Below are 25,468 nucleotides of genomic sequence, written 5' to 3'. Positions count from 1 at the left end.
CAATTTGCATAAACAACGCTTATAATATCATAAGGAAATAGTATTATTCAAAGAATCTATCTCATGCTATATTTATGTCGATAAAACGTTTACAAAACGAAAGTGAGTTGATTTTTATGAAGCAAATCAAACAATTTTTCTGGATTTTTTTATTTTCTTTATTAGGTGAAATAGTCTCTGCACTATTATCTAATTTTATTGCAATTCCAGGAAGTGTGATTGGTATGGTGCTCTTTTTCTGTGCTCTTCACTTTAAGTGGGTTAGGATGGACCAAGTCGATGAAGTGGGAACATGGTTAACTAATAATATGGGAATATTCTTTGTCCCAGCAGGCGTTGGACTTATGGCACACTTCGGCATCTTAGCCAATACGTGGTGGCAATTACTGGTTATTATGGTTGTGACAACAACACTAATGATTGCGTTTGTTGGACGAATTGTTCAAGCTGTTAAATCAAAAGAATTGGAAGCGGAAACAAAATCTGCAGATACTCTTGAAGAAGTTGAGGTGGAAGCAGATGTTGTCTAATGTAATAGAAAGCCCATTTTTATGGATAAGTTTAACAGTTGGTTTATATTTACTATCAGCAAGATTGAAAGCTAAATGGCCGAAAAATCCATTATTTACGCCATTAGTATTTGCGATTATAGCACTTATATTAATTTTAGTATTCTTGGATATCCCGCTTGAAACCTATAAAAATGGTGGACAGTTTTTAAGTTTATTTGTTACTCCAGCGACTGTTGCTTTAGCCATTAAGTTGGAACAAAATTTTGTTTATTTGAAAAAATATTACCTAGCTATATTAACGGGAATATTTAGTGGTGTGATTTTCCATACCATTATGATTTATGCTTTCAGTATGTTATTTAAATTCGAACAAGAGATGGGAGCAACATTAATTCCTAAATCAATTACGACGGCTATTGCAGTAGGAGTATCTGACTCTCTTGGCGGGATTGTATCACTGACTGTTGCAGTGGTTGTTTTTACGGGCGTTATTGGAGCGATGATTGGACCAACTGTCTTTAAGTTGTTTAACATTACAGATCCAGTGGCTCAAGGAGTCGCATTAGGAAGTTCTTCTCATGCTATGGGAACAGCAAAAGCGATTGAACTTGGTGAAGTTCAAGGAGCTATGTCAGGCTTATCAATCGTTGTAACAGGTATTACAGTTGTAATATTGGTACCATTTACAGGACCAATTACAAATCTTTTATTTTAATTAAGTTAGGGAATAAAATTTAAAAACCCAAAAATCAAAAAAGGATGAAAAAAATGACAGAACAACAAACATACAATGCACCAACAATCGAACAAGAAATCGACGTAATTAGTACGTATAGATTAGAAGAAGCGGCAAGCAAAGTGATTCCTAAAGGAGGGTTTGACTACATATCAGGTGGTTCCGGAAAAGAGTTTACTCTCCAACGCAATGATGAAGCTTGGTTAAGTAAAGGTATTTTACCTCGCGTGTTAGCTGATGTGGAAAATCCAGATACATCAACAAAAATCTTTGAACACGATTTAAAAGTACCATTTATCATGGCTCCAATTGCAGCTCACGGATTAGCTCATGCGACAAAAGAAGCAGGAACTGCAAAAGGTATTTCAGAATTTGGTGGCACCATTATGTCTATCAGTGCTTATTCTGGTGCGACATTTGAAGAAATCGACGCTGGTTTAAATGGCAATCCACGTTGGTTCCAAATTTATATGAGTAAAGATGAAGAGATGAATAAAAACATCTTAGATGAAGCAAAAGCAGATGGAGCGACAGCGATTATTTTAACAGCTGATGCAACACTAAGTGGTAACCGTGAACGTGATTTAGAAAATAAATTTGTGTACCCATTTGGTATGCCAATTGTTTCTCGTTATTTGACAGGTTCAGGGAAAAACATGTCACTAAATAATATCTATGCTCAATCAAAACAAAAAATTGAACCAGCAGATGTGAAATTTATTGCTGAATATTCTGGTTTGCCAGTATTTGTTAAAGGTGTACAAACGCCTGAAGATGCTGTATTAGCAATTGGTACCGGAGCAGCTGGTATCTGGGTATCAAATCACGGTGGACGTCAGTTAGATAATGCACCAGGATCGTTTGAAGTGTTAGCTGAAATCTCTGAAGCAGTAGCAGGTCGTGTGCCAATCGTATTTGATAGTGGTGTTCGTCGTGGAGAGCACATCTTTAAAGCACTAGCAAGTGGAGCAGATATTATTGCTTTAGGTCGTCCAGTATTATTTGGATTAGCTCTAGGTGGGTGGAAAGGTGTTAAATCTGTTTTGGAATATTTTGAAACTGATTTAAAACGTGTGATGCAATTAGCAGGAACACAAACAATTGAAGATGTCAAACATGCACGATTATTCGATATGAAAAAATAAACCTATTTTTTTATATTACCTTTATTTAATTATCTCTTATATTGAAGTTAGTGTTTCTTAGACAAAGCAAGCTATTAAAATGATATATATAAGTGTTATCAGTTTGTTTTCTAATATAATAGGAGTATAATTAACTTATACTTATTGAAGAGGTGTTTTCAAAATGACAAATTATGAAAAAAAAGAAGACAAAGTAATTGATGATGTTGTGAAAGTTTTAAATGAATTAGATGCTAATTTAGATAAATTAGATCAAGTCGAAACTGACCCTAAAAATCATAGTGTAAGAAAATGGTACTATGAATCTAAAGCATTACATAACATTAAACGTATTTTACATGACATTGAAAAATACGAAAAATATGACGAAAAAGAATTTGAAAAAATCGAAAAAGAATTTGAAAAATACGGTTTATAAGATAAAGACAGATAACTCATTTATGGGTTGTCTGTTTTTATTTTGTCATAGTTCGGGACTATAGGCTTTGCGTCTTTTTGTCATTATTAGTATAATACCAAGTGACTTAGTAAAAGGATTTAGAACGGAGAAACTTATATGACAACCAACTTTTGGCAAGAATTACCGAAGCCATTTTTTATTTTAGCACCAATGGAAGACGTGACGGATGTGGTATTTCGTCATGTGGTGAAAGAAGCGGGTGCACCTGATGTGTTTTTTACCGAATTTACTAACTCGGATAGTTTTTGTCATCCAGATGGTAAAGAAAGCGTTCAAGGAAGATTGGTCTTTGAAGAAGACGAGCAACCTATCGTGGCGCATATCTGGGGAGATAATCCTGAGTACTTTAGACAGATGAGTACAGAACTAAAAGAGATGGGATTCAAAGGCATTGATATTAATATGGGATGTCCTGTCCCTAATGTGGCAACACGTGGGAAAGGTAGTGGCTTAATATTACGTCCTGACGTGGCGGCAGAATTAATCGCCGCAGCAAAAGAAGGTGGACTACCAGTCAGTGTGAAAACACGTATTGGGTATCACTCACAAGATGAGATGATAGATTGGCTGACACATATTTTAAAACAAGATATAGCGAACTTGTCGATTCATTTAAGAACTCGAGATGAAATGAGTAAAGTACCTGCTAAGTGGGAATTAATTCCAGAAATATTGGCATTAAGAGATGAGATAGCACCTAATACACTCATTACTATTAATGGAGATGTGCTTGATCGACAGATGGGACTTGAGTTAGTCGAAAAATATGGTGTGGATGGTGTCATGATAGGAAGAGGGATATTCAAAAATCCATATGCCTTTGAGAAAGAACCTAAAAATCATTCAACAGAAGACTTATTAGGGCTATTGAGACTTCAATTAGACTTACAAGATGAGTATGCTAAACAAGTGCCACGTTCCATTGTTGGTTTGCATCGATTCTTTAAAATTTATGTTAAAGGCTTTCCAGGAGCCAGTGATTTACGTGTTAGTTTAATGAATACTAAATCAACAGATGAAGTACGTGCCTTATTAGATGCCTTTTTTCCAAAAGATAACTAAATAATCATTAAAAGACATTGTTTCTTAAATTTAAGAAGCAGTGTCTTTTTTAAGTGTTTAAGTTGTTTAGAAAAAAAGAAAAGTGTTTAAACAGTATAATTTACCTAAAAACCTTTTGTAACCGCATTCTGTGACTGCAGAAAAGTTGGCATCATACTTGCTTATATAAAAGCGAAGAGGTGAAAAAAATGGAGAGAAGTTATTTAATTGCAACTCATGGCAAATTTGCTAGCGGGTTACAAAACTCGTTGAACGTCTTAACAGGTAGTGGAGACAATGTCCAAGTAATAGATGCTTATGTTACGGATGATGATTACACACCAAATGTTCAACAATTTATTCAAGAGGTTAGTGAAGATAGTCAGGGGATTGTATTCACAGATTTATACGGTGGGAGTGTGAATCAAAAAATTGCCGCAGAAATTATGACATCAGGGAAAGACAACATTATGTTGGTATCAAATTCAAATTTAGCTATTATTTTATCGATTATGTTTCATGAAAATACTGGCATGTTGTCAAAAGAGGATATATTAGCTGCAATTCAAGAATCACAGGTTCAACTGGTTTCAACCACAATAGAAGAAGAGGACGATATTTTTTAGGAGGAGAAAAAATGATTACACAAATTAGAGTAGATGACCGATTAATTCATGGACAGGTGGCTGTTGTATGGACAAAAGAATTGAATGCCCCACTTTTAGTTGTAGCAAATGATGAGGCGGCAAAAAATCAAGTGATGCAAATGACATTAAAAATGGCCGTACCAAATGGCATGAAATTATTAGTTCGTTCAGTGGATGATGCGATTGAATTATTTAATGACCCTCGTGGAAAAGATAAACGCATGTTTGTGATTGTAAACTGTGTATCTGATGCGAATAAAATCGCGCAACACGTCGATGCTGTAGAAACAGTGAATGTGGCAAATGCGGGTCGTTTTGATAAATCAGATCCAAAAGACAAAACAACAATTTTCCCAAGTGTGTTACTTAATCCAGATGAATTAACGGCTGCAAAAGAATTGTCTGAGTTAGAACGTGTGGAGAGCTACAATCAAGTTTTACCAACTAATCCAAAATTAGAATTGAAAAAAGCATTGAAAAATGTTTAAGGGGGATAAAAAATGTTAATGCATGCACTTATGGCAGGACTTAGTGTGTTTATCTGTTTTGCTGGTAACTATTTAACAGGTCAAAGTATGTTGGAACGCCCATTAGTTGTGGGTCTTGTGACAGGGCTATTGATGGGAGATTTAAAAACAGGTGTTTTGATGGGAGCAGCACTTGAAGCCGTGTTTATGGGAAATGTGAATATTGGTGGCGTAATCTCTGCCGAGCCAGTGACAGCAACAACTCTTGCGACAACATTCGCGATTATTGCAAACGTTGAGCAAAAAGCGGCAATTACATTAGCCATTCCGATTGGGATGTTAGCAGCGTTTGTCGTGATGTTTTTGAAAAATGTCTTGATGAATGTTTTTGCACCAATGTTGGATCGTGTTGCACGTGAAAATAATCAACGAAAAATTGTGGCACTACATTATGGGACATGGATTTTTTATTACTTTATTATTGCTGCGATTTCATTTGTTGGGGTCTTACTTGGAAGTGAACCTGTTGCCGTTATGGTAAATAACATTCCACAAAATGTGATGAATGGATTGAGTGCGGCAGGTGGCTTATTACCAGCTGTTGGGTTTGCGATGTTGATGAAATTACTTTGGGACAATAAATTAGCGGTATTTTACTTATTAGGCTTTATTTTAACAGCTTACTTGAAATTACCGGCTGTCGCAGTGGCGGCTGTTGGGATTGTGATTTGTGTGATGATGGTTCAACGTGATGTACAAATGATGAATTTACCAACCACACAAGGAAAAGTAGCAAGTGGTGAAATGAGTAAAGAAGAAGAAGAGGAGGACTTTTTCGCATGAAACTAAAACAAGATATGTCAGTTGAAGATAAAAAAATGATGCGCTCAGTCTTTTGGCGCTCATGGACAATGAATGCTAGTCGTACAGGAGCAACACAATATCATGCGTTAGGTGTTATCTATACCTTACTTCCAGTCATCAATCGTTACTACAAAACAGAGGAAGAACGAGCAGACGCGATTGTCCGTCATACAACATGGTTTAATGCTACTATGCATATTAATAACTTTATTATGGGTCTTGTTACCTCAATGGAAAAACAAAATAGTGAAGATGAGAATTTTGATGCAAGCTCAATTACTGCCGTTAAAGCATCATTGATGGGACCTTTATCAGGTATTGGAGATTCATTCTTTTGGGGGATTTTACGCGTTATTGCTGCAAGTATTGGGATTTCAATTGCCAGTACTGGATCAGTTATGGGAGCCATCGTTTTCTTAGCACTTTACAATATTCCAGCTTTTATTATTCATTATTATGCTCTTTACACAGGCTATTCTGTTGGGGCCAACTTCATTCAAAAGCTTTATGAAAGTGGCGGTATGAAAATACTGACTAAAGCATCTAGTATGGTTGGATTACTAATGATGGGAAGTATGACTTCTTCAACTGTAAAATTCAAAACGATTTTAGAAGTAACAGTCAGTGGTTCTGATCCAATTAAAATTCAAGATTACTTAGATCAACTATTTGTAGGGATTGTTCCATTAACAGTAACATTGATTACGTTCTGGTTATTACGTAAAAAAGTAAATATCAATGTTGTGATGTTTGGCATTATGATTTTAGGGATTATTTTAGGGTTACTTGGTATTTGTTAATCAATTTATTACACAATACATAGGGTTTTGGTAATGAATCATGACACATTAATCAGGTAAACTATGCTAAAATTTAACAAGCAAAGCAACTGTGTGTCGTTATGTTATCGGTATGTAAGAGTGAAACGCATGGGCAATACGTGCCATGCGTTTTTTAGTATGTAGGGGGATTGGTAGAATGAAGGAGTCGACTAGAAGGCATTTGCTTCAAGGTATAGGGGAGGAACAAGTTGGGATTACGACAACTGAATTAGCTAAAAAAATTGGGTTAAGTCGCTCAGTCACGAGTTTATATTTAAATGAGTTAGCCAAAGATAAAGAGGTTATTAAAAGTGAAACATATCCAATCGTTTGGCGACTAACTAGTCACGATTTCCATACGTTACAAGATGTGTTTGAACAATTTATCGGTAGTAAAGGCAGTGCCAAATCTATGATAAAAACCTGTAAAGCTGCGATGTCTTATCCACCAAAAGGACTACCTGTTTTAATTTATGGAAATAGTGGGGTAGGGAAAACCTATTTAGCACACTTGATTTTTGATTACCTTAATCAACAACAGGCGAATTGCTCAGATAATATCGTGGTATTTAACTGTGCGGATTACGCAAATAATCCTGAATTGTTATCTTCAACATTATTTGGTCATAAAAAAGGGGCTTATACTGGTGCTGACAAAGATAAAAAAGGGTTACTTAGTAAAGCAGACAACGGTATTTTATTTTTAGATGAAGTCCATCGTTTGTCATATGAAAATCAAGAAAAACTATTTCAGTTTATGGATTCAGGTCAGTTTCGCTTAATTGGGGAAGAAGATAAAGTAGAAACAGCTAACGTTCGCTTGATTTTTGCAACAACAGAAGACCCTAAAGAGGTGTTATTACCAACCTTTTTACGTCGTATCTCTGCTGTATTGGAGTTAGCGGATTATCATCTACGGCCATTACAAGAGCGAGAGACGATTTTAAGAGTCTTGTTTTTAAAAGAAGCGAAATTGTTGAAAAAGGACATGATGATTGATCGTTTGATTTTTGATCGCTTTTTACATGAAAAAATGTCAGGAAATATTGGGCAATTAGCCAACAAGGTCAAGTTATATTGTGCTGATGCACTTCATTATCAAGAGGATAAAGATGTGCTATACATAGGTGATAATCACGATGATGTAGTGAAAGTGATTTATGATGAACCACTTAATCAACTAGTGGATGTGTCAAAAGAGATGCCGGAAAAACTAAATGTGTTACTACATTCCACGAGTGATGTATTGGAGTTACGAGAAACGCTACTGGGTTTTCCGCTATCCAAAGATGATTTTGGTGGAGAAACCTATGTTTTAAAACAAATTAGAGAAAAAATACTTGCTAATACTAAACAAATAATGGGTAAAGTAGATAGTGTGACACCTTATCTTGAAAAACTAACTACATACCTATTACTAAAAGATTGTATCAAGTTTGATCATCAACCAATAAAACAAATGATTAGTATGGACTATCCACGTACGGCACTTTTTGCTAAAAAAATTACGTCTAAACTACCCGTTGAATATAAAAAAGAAGCACGTTTTTTGTTGAGCCTATTTTTAATAGGATCTATAAAAGAAGAAATTGCTTATCATGCATTACTTGTTGCTCATGGTGATACAACCGCAAGCAGTATTCAAGCTGTGTCCAATCAATTATGTGGCAATTATGTGTTTGATGCGATTAACATGCCACTTGATGCCTCTATTAAAGACATTGTATTAGAAGTGAAATCGTGGCTTTCTGAGCGAGATACTTCTGAAGGGGTCATTATGTTGGTAGATATGGGATCATTGGTTCATTTTTATAAGAGTTTAAAACCAGAGATTATGGGAGAATTATTGGTTGTTAATAATCTTACGACCTCATTTGCACTGGAAATTGGTCAGCAACTACTGAATCATCACACATTTTATGACATCACCAAAAATATTAAACAAAAATTTATCACAGATATTCAATATTTTGAAGGCTTTTCAAATGATCGCAATGTCATTATTTCAAGTATATTGGGTTATGATATTGCCAAAAAATTGAAGAAATTATTTGAACCGTTTATTAATCCAGAAATAAAAATCATTGTGATGCATTTTAATGAATTGCTCGATATTTTAGACCGTGAAAACTCAGATAAAGGTTATCTTGATACAACAGAACTCATTATTACGACGTCTTATCTCGATAATAAAACAGCTGTGTCTTCCGTTAATTTATTAGATATTTTAGATGAGGATACCGAACATCAAGCGATGAAATATACGTTTCGTAATACCATTCACGAAAAATACATGACTGATTTGACTAATAAATGTATTTATTTCTTCTCAAAAGAAGGTCTATCTGAAAAATTAAATTTCTTAAATCCGGAAATCATTATTAAACAAGTAGAGCTAATTATCGAAAAATGTGAGAGACGTTTTGGCATTAAATTTAACGTCAAAATTAAATTCAATTTGACGATGCATTTAGCATTGATGATTGAACGTACGATTTTAGGGTCAGTTGATTATCCTGTGCCAACTGATTTGTCGTTATTAAAGGTCAATGACAATTATTTCTACTCAAATATTAAAGATTTATTGTCATCTATTGAGGATTTTTATCGTATTAGTATTTCTGATTGGGAATTATATGTCTTACATGAAATTATTGCGAGTTAATTAGTTTCAAATATAATATTTAGACATCATTGGAACATAAATTAAACAAACTAAAAGAAGATTATCATAGAAAAGACAATAATGATTTTTTTGTATTTCATCTTCTAATCAAGATAGTAGTTATATCAGTGGCTAATGCTTACACGTTAATGGTGGCGCAGTATTAAATGGCTAAAAAAATCCAGACAATTGTAAAAACTTGTCTGGATTTTTTTATTTTGGTAATACATCTTCAGGAATCGCAGACACATAAGTTTTACCATTTAAAACGTCTTGGTGTTCTGCTTTAGCTTTTTCGATTAATTCAGGGTTTGTTAATAGGTCATAAGCTGTTGTTGCGATGACTTTACCTGCGGCGATTAATCCTTTATGAGCGACGCTAGATTTCCCATTAGCAGCCCATTGCCAACTGTGAGCTGGTGTTCCTTGAGGCTCACACCCAATAAATACTTGTGCTGTTGGACAGATCCAGCTAACATCTCCAACATCAGTTGAACCTTGTGTGTCATCAGAGAAGACTAAAGGCATAACTTGTTCTGAAACAGGTAAACTACCCAATCGTTTTGCATCGCCGTCTGATAAAGTTGGATCGACTTGTTTCGCTCGATTAATCAAGTGTTCTTTTGTTGCATCAGGTAAAGTATCGTAGTAACGTTGAGCATATTCTTGATCTTCTTTTGTTAGATTCGCATTCCCATATTCTTCGAGATTTTTTTGCATGACGGTAGAGATAGCTTGATTAGGAATGTAGTCATAACATGCGGAATCAAACCCGATGTCTAATTCTGTCTCAGTCATCCATGCAGCACCTTCAGCGATTCGCGTGACACGTTTGAATATCTCATTGGCTTGTTCAATTTTTGGAGCACGAATAAAATAGTGTAATTCCGCAGAGGGTTGAACCACGTTAGCAGAATCTCCACCTACATCTCGAAAGGCATAGTGAACACGGCCTTCATCAATGATATGCTCACGTAAAAATTGTACGCCGACATTCATCAATTCGGCGGCATCTAACGCACTACGGCCATACTCAGGTGCAGCAGCGGCATGAGCTGCGATACCTTTGAAACGATAGTAGATTTGATACACTGCTAAGCTACTAATTGACCAAATCCCGCTAATGTCCCAAGGATGCCATGACAACGCAGTATCCACATCATCAAATACCCCACTTCTTGCCATATAGGCTTTTCCATACCCACTTTCTTCAGCAGGACAACCAAATAGTTTGATGGTACCACTTAGGTTGTTTTCTTCCATATAATCTTTAATCCCAACAGCACCAGCTAATGCACCAGTTCCAAGTAAGTTATGACCGCAAGCATGTCCATTACCACCTGGGACTTGGGCTTTCTGTTCACCTAAATCGGCAACTTGACTTAAATTGCTCAATGCATCATATTCGGCCAAAATACCAATAACTGGTTTTCCAGAACCATATGTGGCGACAAAACTGTGATCCATGTCTGCTAGCCCTTTTTCAATAGAGAATCCTTCTTTTTCTAAAATATCATAAAAAGGTTGAACGGATTTTTCTACAGCAAATCTCGTCTCAGGTGTTTCCCAAATTTTATCTGCTGCTTCAATAAAAGTTACTCTTTTTTTCTCGATTAATTCATTGATACGTTGTTTTGCTTTTTCCATATTATTTTTCTTCCTTTCTAATACCAAATAAGACAGTTAAACCAGCAAGGATGCTAGCAATTGCCATAAACACAAATGACAGAGTAAATGATCCACCACCAACTTTAATGAGTTGACCCAAAATCATAGGTGCAAGGAAACCACCGAGTGTGCCACCTGTATTGATAAATCCCATAGATGCCCCGATAATTTCTGGATTAATTAGCTTATGTGGTAGAGTAAACATAGCTGTAAAAGCACTGACAGATAAAATACTAACCAATACTAAGAAAATCATAGATAACACTAAGCTATTGGAAAAGATAAAAGCAATTACTAATACAGCAGTGAGTGCTGTTGTTAAAAAAATGAAGAGTTTTTCTTTTCCTAAAAACAGTTTGGATAGTAACACACCTGAATACATTGTTGCGATAGTTTGAAATAGAGCATTAACAGCTAATAGATACCCGATACTTTTTAAATCTAATTCAAACTTTTGATTTAAAACAGATGGTAACCAAGACATATTTCCATATAGTAAGAAATTTTGCAGTAACATAGCCATTGCAAGAAAAACAACGCTACGATTTAAGAACACATTTGAGAATGGAACACGTTTTTTGTCTTGTTGTTGCACGGGTGTGTTGTTAGGAACAAAAATAAAAATTAAGATTAGTGATAATATAAATAATCCAGCTAAGACAAAATAAGCGTAGCGCCAGTTTATATTGATAAGGTTCGCACCTAAGGTAAAGGCTAATATGCCACCAATCCCAGATGTTGATAAAATGATAGATTGGATTAGGGTGCGTTTTTCAGGTTCAAAATTTGTTGCGACAGCTTTTGTCACACTAGATGGGTATCCAGCATGTCCAACACCAGCAAAAAATCTTACTAAAATAAAAGCGGACAATGCACCAACTAAACCAAATGCGGCTGAAAAGATGGCAACTAATATCATGGATAGCATTAACACTTTTTTAGCTCCGATTTTATCAGCTATCCAACCACTAGGAATTTGCATGAGGGAATAACCTAAAAAGAAAAAGGACATGATACGGCCAGTTTGAGCAGAGTCTAGATTAAATTCTGAGGATATTGGGATAATAGCTGTTGAAATCATGCTTTTATCCATATAAATAATTGAGTAACCAACCATAAGTGATAGGACGATACCGATTGTATTTTTTTTTGTGGTGTTTGTATTATATTCCATACTTCCAACTCCTTATGTTAGGTAAGTTATGTATTATTAAAAAAATCTAACGTTTATTTAATAATACATACATTAAATGAAAAATACAATAAAAAAATAGGATTGATTTAAATAACTTCAATCCTATTGGTAGATAATTATGGTGTATTTTGCGATGCTTCCATGATTCGCTTGTTTCCTTTATACAAATCCCATATGGTCCAAGCTAAAAGAAGTAGCACTCCAACAATGAGCACATAGGCAATGCTGTGTGCGGTGGTTAGTTCTGTTTGACTTGGCGTGTCACCAAAAAAAGCTTCCATCTGACTGGGTAGTCCAGATAAGTTGAGGTAAGTTAAGGCAATAACTGACATCCACCCAAAAAATTTTACGATCCCATTATTTTTAAAGCGATGTCCCATTTCAGCTTCACTGTTTGTCATCATAAGGAGTGGAATCATTGAAAAAGGTAAGGCGAAAGCTAAGAATACTTGTGAGTTATTCATTAAATTGTTAAGGGCTTCGTGTTCTTCTAATGTCCCTTTTTTACTTGTCATCATGACACAGATAATAACAGGAATGACTGAAATTAAACGTGTCACTAGACGTCTTAACCAAGTTGGAAGCTTCATATGAATAAACCCTTCCATGATAACTTGTCCAGTTAACGTTCCGGTAATAGTTGAGTTTTGTCCTGATGCTAAAAGTGCGACAGCAAAGAGAGTGGATAAGATACCTGATTTTGCCACTGATACAAGAAGCCCATTGCTTAAAGTATTAGGGTCTGACAAAGCTTCATATAAACCAAAGAATGACGGGTCTTTGACAGTGCCGGATTTAAAAACGGCTACTCCCATAATTAACAATAAGGCATTAACGAAAAACGCCATAGTCAATTGAATATTTGAATCCCAAGTCGAAAAACGAACCGCTTCAGCTACATGGTTTTCATCAGAATGGTCAATTTTTCTTGTTTGAGATACCGCTGAATGCAGATATAAATTATGTGGCATAACCGTTGCCCCAATAATTCCTAGTGCACCAGTTAAAGGTGTTTGTCCTCCGATTCTTGGTGAGTCAGCAAAGGTGTCCTTAGTAGGAATTAAGCCTTCAAAAACAGCTCCCCATGATGGATTGGATAAGGCAATTTGATAAATAAAGACAAAAAGAATGACAAAAATTAGGCAGACAACTAACGCTTCAATTTTTCTAAAACCGATTTTTGTTAAAAGTAGTAATAGCAAAACATCAAATACAGTAATAAGTACGGCATAGAGCAGTGGAATACCAAACAGTAAATACAAGGCAATTGCAGCTCCAATAACTTCAGCAATATCAGTGGCCATAATGGCTAACTCAGTTAAAATCCATAAGACAATCCCCAGCTTTTTACTTGTTCTAGCACGAATCGCTTGGGCTAAATCCATTTGGGTGACAATCCCTAACTTAGCAGCCATGTATTGCAAGAGCATAGCAACTAAACTAGACATCAAAATGACAGACATCAATAGATACTGAAAATTTTGTCCACCTGTAATGGATGTTGACCAATTACCTGGATCCATATACCCAACAGCAACTAACGCCCCAGGTCCTGAATAAGCGAGTAATGTTCGCCAAAATCCTTTTCCTACAGGCACCTCAACTGATCCATTTATTTCTTCTAAAGAGCGTCCGTTTGTATGGGCGATTAGTTTGTGAGATTCATGATTATTATGAGGTTCACTCATTTAACCCCTCCTTTATTTTTTTCTGTACATATCATACACTTAAACCTGCAAATGTGAAAGTAAAGTTTATTGAAAGATTGATATCTGAGAAATAATGGGACATAAGACAGTTCATTAAAGATGAGAATATTTTTTAATTATAATCAACACCCTATTTCGGTTATTTTATAATCTATAAAGAAAGAACGATATAATCGACTAATTATGATGATATCGCATAGATACAACCTCATTGGCTAAAACTAATGAAGTGATAAATTATAGGTATAGTGGCTTATCATTATGATAAGTCACTCTTTTTTTCTATTTATTTGCAATAAAATGAGTAGCTTATAAAGTCATGATGAATTAATTATCTAATGATACTGAAATTAGTGTATAAAAAGACTTTTCATACAAAATATTGAAATAAGTTAGTTATTTTTTTGATGAAAAAAATATATATGATGAAATGATGAATAAAGAATGAGTAAGACAAAAAAATAAGCATTCTATTCTTATTTAGAACATAACATTCACAGGCTGATTACTAATAAATGAAATACAATCCACAAATAATTTACTTTTTATTCATAAAGGTATTAAATTTATCTAAAAATAATATTTAATATGATGATTTTGTTATTAATGTATCAAAGATTGTTTTAAAAAAAAAAAGAGTTATGATTTAATCACAAGCAATATAAAAACGAATTCATGAAAAATGGATGAAGAGGAGAGATGATATGTCATGAGTGCGAAAACAGCAACACCTAATAAAAAGTTGACGTTTACGTCAATTTATTTTTTGGGTATCAATGCAATTGTCGGATCAGGAGCGTTTTTATTACCGCAACAGATTTATAAAAATATTGGGGTAATGAGTATTCTGGTTTTGCTTACTGCAGCATTAACAGTAAGTATGGTTGCATTGTGTTATGCGGATTTATCAAGTCGATTTTCAGGATCAGGAGCAGCATGGCTTTATTCGTATAACGCATTTGGTAGATTTACTGGGTTTCAAATTGGATTATTTTCGTGGTTTTTAGGATGTCTGACATTTACAGCAGAATCTGTTGCCTTACATCGAACATTAAAAAGCATGTATCCCGTGTTAGATAATCCAATTGCAAAATATGCTTTTCCAATTGGTATGATAGTTCTATTAAGTATTATCAATCTGTTTGGTACAAGTATAGTTAAAAAAATCAACAGCGTGTCTTCAATTATTAAAATTGCTACTTTGGTATTTTTCCTTGTCGTCGGTGTGTTCTTTATTAAAACAGCATATTTTACCCCTATTGTTCCTGAAAGTGTTAAAACAACAGGTAGCTTCTTTGGTCACTTTGGTCAAGCATTTAGTGTCGTATTTTACATGTTCACTGGATTTTCATTTATCCCAGTAGCAGCTGGACAAATGAACAACCCAGAAAAAAATATTCCAAAAGCATTAATCGCCGTTATGTCTAGTGTGACTATTATTTATGTGTTAGTACAAGCAATAGCGATTGGTATCTTAGGACCAAATATTGCAAAATTTGATATTCCTATTGCTCAAGCACTAAACGCTTCTATTGGTCATTGGGCATATGTACTGATTGTCATTGGTATGATTATTTCAATTTTTGGTGTGGCTTTTGCCGTATCATTTAACACACCAGTTTTAGCTGCATCTTTATCAACAGAACATAACCTTTTACCCTCAGCTTTTGGTAAAAGAAATAAAAATGATGCACCTTATATTGCGGTCATTATTACGATGATTATCAGTATTTTCTTAGTGTCATTTAGTTATATTTTCTTAGTAGCGGCCATTGTTTTAGCATCATTTATCCAATATGTTCCATCAATTTTAGCCGTGATTAAATTTAAACATACAAAACAATTTCCAAATAACGGTTTCTCTTTAAAGGGAGGAGATACTATTCCAATTATTGCGTTGATTATCTCAATGTATTTATTAACTAACTTTAGATTAGATGTTTTATTACTAATCGTCGGTGTGTTTGTTGTTGGATTGATCATGTATTACACAAGTATCAAAAATAAACCAGATTCACCATCAGCACCACAAGCACCAAAAGGTAAAGTCGCTCAAGCAACCACAAAATTAGCTGACAAAGTCGCAACGACTACTCAAAGTGCACCAACACATGTTTCAACAAAATAAAAATAAATGAATGGAGTGTTCTATTATGACAAACGAATTAACTTTTGATCAAATTAATAACATGCAAGAACTTTTTGCAGGTGACAGAGCAAATGAAATCGCCCAAACAGCTGCCACAACAAACGGTATTTTTAAAGCGTCTGAAAATATTCGTGCAATTGATGATGCGAACTTTAACTTTTCGATTGATATTGATTCACATAAAGTAACAAACCAAAATCAAAGTGGTCGTTGCTGGATGTTTGCTTGTTTAAACGTCATTCGTTTCCAATTAGAAAAACAATATAATATTGAAAATTTTGAATTATCACAAAACTATTTATTTTTCTATGACAAATTAGAAAAAGCGAATTACTTCTACCAAAATATTCTTAATACAGCAAACGAGCCTATTTCTAGTCGCGACGTTCAATTTTTAATCAACTCACCACAACAAGATGGTGGCGATTGGAACTTAATCATCTCATTAGTAGAAAAATATGGGGTCGTACCAATTTATGAAATGAATGACTCAAGCTGTAGTATCACATCAGCTGAATTAAATACGATGTTAAATCGTAAATTAAGACGTGATGCTGTTGAGTTAAGACAACTTGTTAAAGATGACGCGACAGAAGCTACTATTAAAGATTACATCGAAAAAAGTCTATCTGAAGTTTACAGACTACTATCAATTGCTTTAGGGACTCCACCAAAAACAATTGACTTTACATTCAGAGACAAAGACAAAAAATACACTTCTTATCAAGGGCTAACACCACAACAACTTTACACTGACTACATTGATATTGATGTAACGGACTATGTTGGATTAATCAACGTTCCAGCTGAAAACATGCCTTTTGGTAAAGTTTACGAAGTGGCGTTATCAGGAAACATGGTAGGCGGTACACCAAACCGTTATCTAAACATTAAAATGGATGAGTTAAAACAATCCACAATTAAACAATTAAAAGCTGGTGAACCAGTTTGGTTTGGTTGTGATGTGTTAAAACATTTTGACCGTCAAAAAGGAATCATGTCTCATGATTTATATAAATTTGAAGAGTTATTCAACATGGACTTTTCAATGACAAAAGGCGATCGTTTCAACTACAAAGAAAGCTTACCAACACATGCTATGGTAATTGGTGGCGTAAATCTTGTAGGTGATATGCCAACTAAATGGAAAGTAGAAAATAGTTGGGGAGAAAAAATCGGTGACCAAGGTTACTGCGTGATGGATGACAAATGGATGGATGAATTTGTCTTTGAAGTCGTTGTGAAAAAAGACTATCTAACAGAAGACTTAAAACAAGCCTTAGTAACAGAACCAGTGGAATTGCCGTTTTGGAACCCTATGAACCCAATCGCTTAAGCGTGTATCAATAGAAAGAAGGAAATAGTATGTGTACAACCGTTGTTGTCGGAAAAAAAGCCTCTAGAACAGGATCAACTTTGATTGCTAGAAACTGTGACTCTGAAGAACCTATCCAACCCGTTCGTTTTATTACCGTTGCTGAAGATGCTCATGTGAGTGGTACTTATAAAAGTAATATGACGAAATTTACTGAAAAATACCCAAACAAATCATTGAAATATACAATGGTGCCATTTTTGGATGAAAGTAAACTTGGTATTTTTGGTGAAGCTGGAATTAACTCAAAAAATGTGGCCATGAGTTCAACAGAAAGTATTTTCTCAAATACAGATGTTCTAGCCATTGACCCATTAACTCCAGCAGGTTTAGGTGAAGATTCATTACTTAATATGGTCTTACCATATATTGAATCAGCAAGAGATGGTGTGACTTATTTAGGTCAACTGATTAAAGAACATGGTTCTCATGAAGGAAATGGTGTCATTTTTAGTGATAAAGATGAAGTATGGTATATGGAAATTCCATGTGGTCATCATTGGGTTGCTCAACGCGTGCCAGATGATTGCTGTGCTGTGATTGCCAACCAATCAATCATTGAAGAAATTAATTTTAACGACCCAGAAAACTTTATGTATTCTGAAGGAATTCGTGAATTTGTTGATGAGTATCAATTAAACCCAGATTATGAAGGATTTAATTTCCGCCATATTTTTGGAACAAGTACAAAAGAAGACAGACAATATAATACTGCCCGTGTGTGGTATGGTCAAAACTATTTAGGTCATAAAGTAGAAGATCCTAGAAGTAGCGATATGCCATTTGTCTTTAAACCAAATCGTTTACTGACAGTTGAAGATGTGGCTGCTGTACTAAGTTCACACTTTGATGAAACAATCTATGATCCATTTAATCCTGAGAGTGATGTCGATCGCAATGTATTTAGACCAATCTCTATGAACCGTACGGCTGAATCTCATATTTTAGAAATCAGAAACAACGTACCTGAAGAAATCGCTGCCATCATTTGGTTAAATAGTGCACCAACTGCCTTTAATCCGTATGTGCCATTCTTCGCTAATAGTTTAGATACACCAAAAAGCTACCGTGATACAACCGATAGCTATGATATTAAACAAGCCTATTGGATGTATCGCACATTAGCTGTATTAGTGGAACGTGATTACAACAAATTATCTTCTGTAAATTTTGACTATTTAACAGCTGCCAAAACATTAGCAAAACATCTTGTCTTAGAAACAGATAAAGCTGTTAAAGATGGCAATATTAAAAATATCGAAGAGTTCTTAACGGAACAAAATAATAAAAATATTGACCAAATGAACGAATTAGCGATGACTCATATCGGCGAATTGGTTAAGAAAGGGCTAGGCTTATCTAAACTCACCTTTGATATAACCAAAGATGTATAAAAATAAGAGAGGAGAACGTATTATGGAAAACAAAAGTGGTAGTAAGGCATCTACTGCTTCAAGTGTTGAACCGGTAGCAACTAATGCACAAGGAAATAACACTGCAAGTAAAAAAGGTACTTTATCAAAAATAACATTAGCAACATTTATTGGGTTAACATTCTCTCTTGTAGCAGGTCCATATTATTCAACACTGACAGCAACAGGCTGGAACATGTTTTTATTCATGGGTATTGCTGTGATTGGGTTTGCTTTACCAATTGCTTTAATGTCTGGAGAGTTTGGGACCACATTTCCTGGTCAAGGGGGTCCAGAGCTCTGGGTTAAAAACACCCTGGGACCTAAGTGGGGATTTGTAACATCTTGGCTCATTTGGGCAGCGATGTTTCCTTCCATGGTTGTAGTAGGAACTGGTTTTGCACCAATGGTTGCGTTATTACTGAAAAAAGAAAGTTTAATCGAGAATTCGATGTTTACATTGGTAGTTATTTTAGGATTAGTTTGGTGTATGACACTGTTGAATTTAAAATTCGACATGGCAAAAGTAAATGGTAAATTCGGTATTTGGTTAGGTTTGTATATTCCTGTTGTGATGCTATTTATACTTGGTGTATTTACCTTTGTAAAAATTGGTTTAAACCCAGATAGTATATTAGGAACCTTTTCATGGTCAAAATTAGTTCCTAAATCTTTCACAAGTGGTTCTGGAATGTACTTTAGTGGGATTATCTTTATCTTCTTAGGAATAGAGATGTCTTCTGTGTTTATTACTCGTCTGAAAAAACCATCTCAACAATATGCTAAAGGTGTTATTACATCCCTTATCTTATTAGCATTGTTCTCATTGATAAACTCATTTTTAGTAGCAAATGTTATCCCAGCAGGTAAAATCCAATTAAACAATGGGGCTCAGCCATTACAATTGTTTGCTGATCGTTTAGGTTTACCATATTTTGTTGTTCAAATTTTCTGCTTACTTTCTATTGTGAGTGTATTGACTAATATGTCCACATGGTTTATCAGTGCTCAAAAAACAATCACTGCAAGTGCTAGGGAAGGGGACTTCCCAGAAAAATTCAAATTCTGGAAAACAAATAAATTTAACTCATCAAATACCTTACTATTTGTTCAAGCGATTGCGATTACTATTTTGTCAGGAGCATACGTTGTCATCCCTGGAATTAACAAAGTATTCGTTATTATCACAAATAGTGGCACAATGATCTATTGTCTAGCTTATACATTAATGGCTTTGGGATTTATTGCGATGAGAAGAAAATCGCCCGATACAGAACATCCTTTCCGTGTAGGTAAAAAAGGGAATGGTCTTGGATTCTTTTTTGCAGGTTTATTGATGGTAACTATCGTGTTTGCTTTAACGTTAACCTTTATGAGTAATACGATTGAAAACTTAATCTTTGTTTTAATCTTTGTTGGTATTCTATTTAGTATCCCGTTAATCATCTATAACAAGAAAAAAGATAGCTGGTTAACTGACGTACAAAAAGAGATGGCAAAAGATAGTACCCAGACAACAAATAAATAATAACGGAATAACTGTTTATCTTTTTAGGTAAACAGTTATTATTTTGTACAAAAATTTAGTTAACTCACCATAAAAAAGTTGTAAGAGATTCACAAAAATAACGCGAGATATACATACAAAAGGAGTGATATATAAGTGTACCAATAAAAAGATAAATTTAGGAATGGCGTGTTTTATATGTCTAGGTCATTTGCTAGTGAACGACTCAATGAAATGAAGAAAGATTTCAATTCAAACTGAGGAAATCAAGTTGCCCAAACAGCTGCGACAACTAATGGCTTGTTTAAAGCAGCAGAAAATATCCAATCAATTGATGCGGATGAAGAAATTATACAGCCTAAATTATCGTGATTTTTCTATTATAATAATGAAAAAACTAGCATTAGAGTTAGGCACACAATGATTAATGGAATTGAGGTTGTTTCGGTACTATATAAAGAAAGTCGAAGAGAAATTAACCTCTTCGACTTTTCCCGTGGGATGAAATTGAAATCTGCTTAAAGCAACATAGCCCATTAAATAAAATTGGGCTGAGTCTGTCTCATTTTTTAACTTTGTATCAGAACCTAATGTACTAGGCTATAGCAAAAGAGTTAAAAATAAGAGTCTTTATTCAGTTAATATTATATGGTAACATTTAATTAATAAAGGTTTACAAGCTAACTTTTATGCTATTTTTTAATAATAATTTTCAAAAAACCATCTTTATAAAAACTGTTAGGAGTGTTCATAAAATAATTAATTTAATGCTTAAACAATCTATTTTATTAGTCTATACACTGCACTTGAAATTATTATGATTAAAGTTTATGAAAGATTATATGGAGGAGAAGCTGGATGTTGAAAAAATATAAAGTATACATCATTTCAATCGTTGTTTGTTTATTTTTTACTATATGGGGAGTAACACCACAATCTGTGTTGGGAAAATTTTCATTAAATGAAGTAACTATGGTAGCACAAAGATTTATATCAAATGAATTTGGCTGGTTATACACATTACTGATGCTATCTTTTATAATTTTATGTGTATTTCTAATGTTTTCAAAATATGGAGATATTAAATTAGGAAAAGAAAGCGATATTCCTCAATTTAGTTATGTATCATGGATTGCTATGCTTTTTAGTGCCGGAATGGGTATAGGGCTTATTTTTTGGGGAGTATCTGAGCCAATTATGCATTTATATGAGCCTGCCGTGGAGTCTGACAACTTAATTCAAAGTGCTCGTTTATCCATGAATTATACGTTTTTTCATTGGGGATTACAACCATGGTCACTTTATGCTTTTTTAGGATTAATTATTGCCTATAATACATTTAGACATGATCGACCAGCATTAATAAGTGAGAGTGTTATCTACTTGTTTAAAGAAAAACATCGGCCAAAAGTCACTACAGTTACCAATATAATTGCTATAATTGCTACAGTTTTTGGGGTAGCAACGTCACTTGGATTAGGTGCTCAACAAATATCAGGTGGATTAAATTATCTTTTTAAAGGTATACCAAATACTTTTTATGTGCAATTTATCGTAATCATAATTGTAACTATTCTATATTTAACAAGTGCTATGACAGGGCTAGATAAAGGTGTGAAAATTCTAAGTAATACTAATGTTGTCTTTGTTTGTTTATTAATGTTTGCAGTTTTATTTATTGGTCCAACATCGTTTTTACTTGATCTATTCGTTCAGAGCGTTGGAAATTACATTCAAGAATTGCCTGTATTAAGTTTTCATATGTCTATTTTTGATGAAAGTGGCCGTGAATGGATAAATAGTTGGACTTTATTTTATTGGTCATGGTGGATTTCATGGTCACCTTATGTATCCACGTTTATCGCACGCATTTCTAAAGGTAGAACAATAAAAGAGTTTATAGGTGGTGTTTTAATTATTCCAACAATTTTTGCTTTTTTATGGTTCACAATTTTTGGTGGGTCAGCTATTTGGCAAGAAATGTTTAATAATATTGAGATTTTTAGTGTTATACAAGAAAAAGGTGTTGAAATTGGTCTGTTTTCCATGTTAGAAAATTATGGTAGTTTTGGAAAACTTTTAACTGGTTTAGCAATGTTATTAGTATCATCATTCTTTATAACTTCAGCTGATTCAGCAACATATGTTCTAGGAATGTTCAGTTCAGAAGGAGAGCTAGTTCCAACAAAACGAGTTAAAGTATCGTGGGGGATAGTTCAGTCTTCTATAGCGATTATCTTATTGTATGCTGGTGGTCTTGAAACATTACAGGCTGTATCAGTGCTATCTTCGTTTCCATTTATCTTTATTATTATTCTTATGATGGTTCAGTTCTTTAAAACTATATCAAAGGATTATCGAATCTCAGAGTAAGACATCATTAAAAAGATGAAGACACTAGCGCTTACACATCTTACTACAGATGTACTCGCTTTAATAGAATCATATTACTATCAAAATAAGAAAGTAATATTTGCTGCTAAATAATTGAAACAATCTGGATAGACTATTTACAATATTTATAACGCATTAAACAATGGGTTATCTATTCTTGATTATTATCAACGATACCAAACAAATAAAAAAATTGCGATAGACGGTCTACCTGTTTACCTGATAACGAAAAAGAATATATCCAAAAGAAAGTGGTGCAAGGTTGGCCTCTGATGTGATTGTTGGACGTGCTGAGTTTTCTAGTTTTTGTTCTGCTCGCACTCTTTATCGTTTATTTTAAAGAGACGATTTTGATGTCTCTTCTTTACCAATGAGAGCCAAATGAGCATAAAGAAAAAAGAGGAAAACAAGCTTTTAAAAGAAACTTTCATCAACGTAATAAGAACTATCAACTCTTTAATAATGCATTTAGTTACCTTGAAGGCAGCAAAATTGTTGGGAAAGATCATAAAATTGCTGTTATCACACTCGTTGAAAGACTATCAAAAGTGATTATTACATTAAAACCAATAGACAGACGAGCAATAGATATAGATATCGAAAATAGTTCAAATAATTGGTTTAAGAAATTTCTATACCATCTATTTCAATCAATCACATTCGATTGTGGTAAAGAATTTTCTAATTGGAAATCAATCAGCAATCTAAATGATATTGATAGTTATTTTGCCGATCTAGGAACCCCTCACAACGTGGTTTAAATGAATACTCTAATGGGTGATTACGTAAAGATGGCTTACTTAAAAAAATGGATTTCAACAAAGTTGAGGAATCTTTTATCTAATCTATCGCATCTAAAAGAAATAATATTCCTAAAAAATCATTAAATTATAAAACACCATTGGAAGTATTTTTGAGTTATGTAGACAATGATATTTTGTCTAGCTTAATTTAACAAATGAAATAAAATAAACTAAAAAGGGCTGATGAATCGAATTTTGATTCATCAGTCCTTTAGATTATAGAGCAAAAAAAATAACTGTCTAACGACCGTTTAAAAGGTTAAGGAGACCGATTTATTGACCTTTTATTTTATTGACAAATCCTAAGAAAGTGAACTAAAATTAGGTCAGCGTTATGTATATCTTTTTTAAGCGATAGATGACTATAGACATAAGGATGGGTGATGTGTGATGGATGAGAAAAACCTGCAAATGATTATGGGACTCATTATGCATAGTGGAGATGCTAAAAGTTATGCGATGGAAGCAATTCAGGCAGCAAAGACAAACGATTTTGCTGCAGCAGAAGTAAGTTTAAATGAGGCGAAAGAATCTTTGATAAAGGCGCATCAATCTCAAACAGAGATGCTAACTAAAGAAGCTCAAGGAGATCCAATAGAAGTAACACTTCTTACTGTGCATAGTCAAGACCATTTGATGACGAGTATATCCTTTACTGATTTAGCCAAAGAAATGGTTGATTTATATAAAGTGATTAATGGAAGGTAAAAGAAAAATTTATAATTTTAGAAAGAAGGGAATATTATGCCATCATACGCTGTTCCCTTATCAACGGCAATTATCTGTTTTGCTGTAATATCATTTATTGGGACTGCTCCGTGGACGATTTATCAATACCGAAAATATGGTTATTTTAACTTTTGGCGTAACCTAGTATTTTTTAGTTTTATCTATTATTGTTTGACCGCTTTTTTTCTAGTAAGCTTACCGCTACCTAAAAATCGACACGATATAGAATTTAAGCATCATGTATATATTCAGTTAAAACCATTTAATTTTTTAAAGGATTTTACAACCATACCTGGATTTGAAGCAAACAATCCTAGGACATATATCAAGTTAGTGAAGTCTTTTACTTTTTTACAAGTGTTATTTAATATCATGTTACTATTGCCTTTAGGGGTATATTTACGTTTCTTTTTTAAGAAAGCGAAAAAATGGTACATCGCATTACCAATTATATTTAGTACGACACTATTTTTTGAGGTATCACAGTTAACGGCTTTATTTGGATACTATGAGTACCCATATCGTTTATTTGATGTGGATGATTTGATGATGAATACTTTAGGAGGAATGATTGGCTTTTTTGTTGCGCCAATATTATTATTCTTTGTTCCGAGTCGAGATCAACTACATAAACAAGATGATAGTTACACATCCGATCATATTGCATCATATGGGTCTCAACTAGTTGAAGTCCTCCTAACATTGGCTGTTTCTCAAATGATTGGCTCGCTGTTATCAACGTTTATTTTTCGAGAAAGTGACATGTATTCAATAAAATTAGTGATAAGTTTTCTTTTCATGGTAGTTCTGCCTTTTATGATGAAAGGGACAACTGTAGGAGGGAAAATAATCAAACTCACAATACGCTTGCCAGAAAAGAAACCCATCACGTCGCTTATCTATCGTTTTATTCTTATTTTTACTCCGTCACTTGTCAGTCGTTTGGGGCAAAGTATTTATGATTTTTATTCAGAAAATATCTATATGATTCTATTCCAACTATTGTATTCACTGATCGTATATTTTGTGGGCGAGTTTTTTATTTATTATTATAAGAGATTGGATTAATAAAAAAGACGTTGTATTTTTTAATCACTTATCTAGAATAATTTTCATCAGAAAATAAATATGAACCTACCTTTTAAAATTAAGAGGTAGGTTTCGTTGTG

The 25,468-nt window shown here is 34.0% G+C and carries 20 protein-coding genes and 2 pseudogenes; 19 read left to right on the top strand and 3 right to left on the bottom strand.

Going from position 1 to position 25,468, the window contains the following annotated elements:
• Window positions 1-116: 116 nt before the first annotated feature.
• The 10 genes from BHY08_RS09950 (at window position 117) to BHY08_RS09905 (ending at window position 9,358) form a co-directional block, all read left to right on the top strand.
• Window positions 117-530 carry a CidA/LrgA family protein gene (locus tag BHY08_RS09950; RefSeq protein ID WP_071457711.1) on the top strand — a complete coding sequence of 138 codons (414 nt, stop codon included), beginning with the start codon at window positions 117-119 and terminating at the stop codon, window positions 528-530.
• Entirely contained in the window at window positions 520-1,227 is a 708-nt protein-coding gene (locus BHY08_RS09945) for an LrgB family protein (RefSeq protein WP_071457710.1), read from the top strand. Before BHY08_RS09950 ends, BHY08_RS09945 begins: the two co-directional genes overlap by 11 nt.
• 53 nt (window positions 1,228-1,280) lie before the next feature.
• Complete coding sequence (locus BHY08_RS09940) at window positions 1,281-2,393, top strand: lactate oxidase (protein WP_071457709.1); 1,113 nt, start codon at window positions 1,281-1,283, stop codon at window positions 2,391-2,393.
• A 163-nt stretch (window positions 2,394-2,556) separates the two neighbouring features.
• Window positions 2,557-2,811 (top strand): hypothetical protein, encoded by a 255-nt coding sequence (locus BHY08_RS09935; protein ID WP_071457708.1) that lies wholly within the window; start codon window positions 2,557-2,559, stop codon window positions 2,809-2,811.
• A gap of 138 nt (window positions 2,812-2,949) precedes the next feature.
• A complete protein-coding gene (locus tag BHY08_RS09930) occupies window positions 2,950-3,915 on the top strand; it encodes a tRNA dihydrouridine synthase (RefSeq protein WP_071457707.1) in 966 nt (321 codons plus the stop codon).
• Between the two features lie 188 nt (window positions 3,916-4,103).
• On the top strand, window positions 4,104-4,520 hold the full coding sequence (locus BHY08_RS09925; protein ID WP_071457706.1) for a PTS sugar transporter subunit IIA: 417 nt from the start codon (window positions 4,104-4,106) through the stop codon (window positions 4,518-4,520).
• Between the two features lie 11 nt (window positions 4,521-4,531).
• Complete coding sequence (locus tag BHY08_RS09920) at window positions 4,532-5,029, top strand: PTS sugar transporter subunit IIB (protein ID WP_071457705.1); 498 nt, start codon at window positions 4,532-4,534, stop codon at window positions 5,027-5,029.
• Between the two features lie 12 nt (window positions 5,030-5,041).
• Window positions 5,042-5,851: a PTS mannose/fructose/sorbose/N-acetylgalactosamine transporter subunit IIC gene (locus BHY08_RS09915; protein WP_071457704.1), complete on the top strand. Its 810-nt coding sequence runs from the start codon at window positions 5,042-5,044 to the stop codon at window positions 5,849-5,851.
• Window positions 5,848-6,672: a PTS system mannose/fructose/sorbose family transporter subunit IID gene (locus BHY08_RS09910; protein ID WP_071457703.1), complete on the top strand. Its 825-nt coding sequence runs from the start codon at window positions 5,848-5,850 to the stop codon at window positions 6,670-6,672. Before BHY08_RS09915 ends, BHY08_RS09910 begins: the two co-directional genes overlap by 4 nt.
• A 178-nt stretch (window positions 6,673-6,850) precedes the next feature.
• Window positions 6,851-9,358 (top strand): sigma 54-interacting transcriptional regulator, encoded by a 2,508-nt coding sequence (locus BHY08_RS09905; protein ID WP_071457702.1) that lies wholly within the window; start codon window positions 6,851-6,853, stop codon window positions 9,356-9,358.
• A 213-nt stretch (window positions 9,359-9,571) separates the two neighbouring features.
• Here the strand turns inward: BHY08_RS09905 and BHY08_RS09900 are convergent, their stop codons facing one another.
• The 3 genes from BHY08_RS09900 to BHY08_RS09890 all read right to left on the bottom strand — a co-directional run bounded on the left by BHY08_RS09900 (window position 9,572) and on the right by BHY08_RS09890 (window position 13,909).
• Entirely contained in the window at window positions 9,572-11,005 is a 1,434-nt protein-coding gene (locus BHY08_RS09900; RefSeq protein ID WP_071457701.1) for a M20 family metallopeptidase, read from the bottom strand.
• A gap of 1 nt (window position 11,006) precedes the next feature.
• Window positions 11,007-12,200 carry an MFS transporter gene (locus BHY08_RS09895; protein ID WP_071457700.1) on the bottom strand — a complete coding sequence of 398 codons (1,194 nt, stop codon included), beginning with the start codon at window positions 12,198-12,200 and terminating at the stop codon, window positions 11,007-11,009.
• A 137-nt stretch (window positions 12,201-12,337) separates the two neighbouring features.
• Window positions 12,338-13,909 carry an Nramp family divalent metal transporter gene (locus tag BHY08_RS09890; RefSeq protein ID WP_071457699.1) on the bottom strand — a complete coding sequence of 524 codons (1,572 nt, stop codon included), beginning with the start codon at window positions 13,907-13,909 and terminating at the stop codon, window positions 12,338-12,340.
• 730 nt (window positions 13,910-14,639) lie between these two features.
• Here BHY08_RS09890 and BHY08_RS09885 point away from each other — a divergent pair.
• The 9 genes and pseudogenes from BHY08_RS09885 (at window position 14,640) to BHY08_RS09855 (ending at window position 25,367) form a co-directional block, all read left to right on the top strand.
• Window positions 14,640-16,058 (top strand): APC family permease, encoded by a 1,419-nt coding sequence (locus tag BHY08_RS09885; RefSeq protein ID WP_084657264.1) that lies wholly within the window; start codon window positions 14,640-14,642, stop codon window positions 16,056-16,058.
• Window positions 16,059-16,083: 25 nt separating this feature from the next.
• On the top strand, window positions 16,084-17,415 hold the full coding sequence (locus BHY08_RS09880) for a C1 family peptidase (protein ID WP_071457698.1): 1,332 nt from the start codon (window positions 16,084-16,086) through the stop codon (window positions 17,413-17,415).
• 29 nt (window positions 17,416-17,444) lie between these two features.
• Window positions 17,445-18,848, top strand: a complete 1,404-nt coding sequence (locus BHY08_RS09875; protein ID WP_071457697.1) for a C69 family dipeptidase — start codon at window positions 17,445-17,447, stop codon at window positions 18,846-18,848.
• A 22-nt stretch (window positions 18,849-18,870) separates the two neighbouring features.
• Window positions 18,871-20,394: an amino acid permease gene (locus tag BHY08_RS09870; RefSeq protein ID WP_084657262.1), complete on the top strand. Its 1,524-nt coding sequence runs from the start codon at window positions 18,871-18,873 to the stop codon at window positions 20,392-20,394.
• A gap of 396 nt (window positions 20,395-20,790) precedes the next feature.
• A pseudogene (locus tag BHY08_RS11185) lies at window positions 20,791-20,885 on the top strand (IS6 family transposase); the annotation flags it as partial.
• A gap of 346 nt (window positions 20,886-21,231) precedes the next feature.
• Window positions 21,232-22,746 carry a BCCT family transporter gene (locus tag BHY08_RS09865; RefSeq protein WP_071457696.1) on the top strand — a complete coding sequence of 505 codons (1,515 nt, stop codon included), beginning with the start codon at window positions 21,232-21,234 and terminating at the stop codon, window positions 22,744-22,746.
• Between the two features lie 15 nt (window positions 22,747-22,761).
• Window positions 22,762-23,722 (top strand): annotated as a pseudogene (locus tag BHY08_RS10850) (IS30 family transposase).
• A 235-nt stretch (window positions 23,723-23,957) separates the two neighbouring features.
• The gene (locus BHY08_RS09860; RefSeq protein WP_211267907.1) at window positions 23,958-24,278 is read left to right on the top strand and encodes a PTS lactose/cellobiose transporter subunit IIA; all 321 of its coding nucleotides are present in this window, start codon (window positions 23,958-23,960) and stop codon (window positions 24,276-24,278) included.
• 36 nt (window positions 24,279-24,314) lie between these two features.
• A complete protein-coding gene (locus BHY08_RS09855; protein ID WP_071457695.1) occupies window positions 24,315-25,367 on the top strand; it encodes a VanZ family protein in 1,053 nt (350 codons plus the stop codon).
• Window positions 25,368-25,468: the final 101 nt, after the last annotated feature.

The sequence above is a fragment of the Vagococcus teuberi genome, from assembly GCF_001870205.1.
Classification (GTDB): domain Bacteria; phylum Bacillota; class Bacilli; order Lactobacillales; family Vagococcaceae; genus Vagococcus; species Vagococcus teuberi.
This window is presented reverse-complemented; position numbering and strand designations above follow the sequence as displayed.